The 973-nt window shown below is 39.5% G+C and carries 1 protein-coding gene; it reads left to right on the top strand.

Going from position 1 to position 973, the window contains the following annotated elements:
* Window positions 1–90 precede the first annotated feature (90 nt).
* Entirely contained in the window at window positions 91–951 is an 861-nt protein-coding gene (locus PSH41_RS20000) for an IS982 family transposase (RefSeq protein WP_248532008.1), read from the top strand.
* The last annotated feature ends 22 nt before the right edge of the window (window positions 952–973 follow it).

The following is a 973-nucleotide window of genomic DNA, read 5'->3' as shown; positions in this document are numbered from 1 at the left end:
AACCTGAGCTGCGCATAAGAAATGGAACTAAATGCCCTTGCGGTGATCAGATCTTTCGACCAAGAAACATAAGATTACCAAGGCAAGGGCATGAATAACTTAGATGCAATTTACGTAGATGTCGATGATTTTTGTTTATTGTTTGAACCTCAATGGCTTAAACACCTAATAGAATCAGGTGAAAAGCAACGCATTAAGCCATCTCGACTATCCTCTAGCGAAGTGATGACTATATTAATTGCTTTTCATCAATCAGGTTATCGCGACTTTAAAACTTACTACACCAAATTTGTTTGTCAGTATTGGCGACATTATTTTCCTGATTTAGTCAGTTATACACGTATGCTGAAGTTACTTCAGGCCACGTTACCTGCTCTGTGTAGCTATCTGAAGCAGCGCTTTGATAAACCAACAGGCATTGCATTTATCGATTCCACTTCTCTCAAGGTGTGTCACAACATGCGTATTCCTCGCCACCAAGTTTTCGCGGGAGAAGCCAAACGAGGCAAAGGAACAATGGGCTGGTTTTATGGCTTTAAACTTCACCTCATCATGAATGATGAAGGTGGTTTATTAGCTGTAAAAGTGACAGCTGGGAATGTTGATGATAGACAGCCGGTATTAGATATGGTCGATAATGTTACAGGTAGTTTATACGCTGATAAAGGTTATGTATCTGCAAACTTAAAAGCGGAACTTGCTGAGCAAGGCATTGATTTTATTACAGGTCAACGAAGTAATATGAAACGCCAGCCAATATCATCTTGGGATAGAGCGATGTTATCAAAGCGTTTCATCATTGAAACAGTTTTCGACCAGCTGAAAAATATGGCTCAAATAGACCACACAAGGCACCGCAGCTGCATCTCATTTATGGTTAATTTAATGGCTGGATTAATTGCCTATACTTTTCAGACTAAAAAGCCGAGTATAAAAGTGACTCGACTTTAATTCTTATGCAGATCTGAGGTTA

Source organism: Pseudoalteromonas sp. CST2 (assembly GCF_028599385.1).
Classification (GTDB): domain Bacteria; phylum Pseudomonadota; class Gammaproteobacteria; order Enterobacterales; family Alteromonadaceae; genus Pseudoalteromonas; species Pseudoalteromonas atlantica.
The sequence above is the reverse complement of the archived record's forward strand: the minus strand, read 5'-3'. Positions and strand labels throughout refer to the sequence as shown.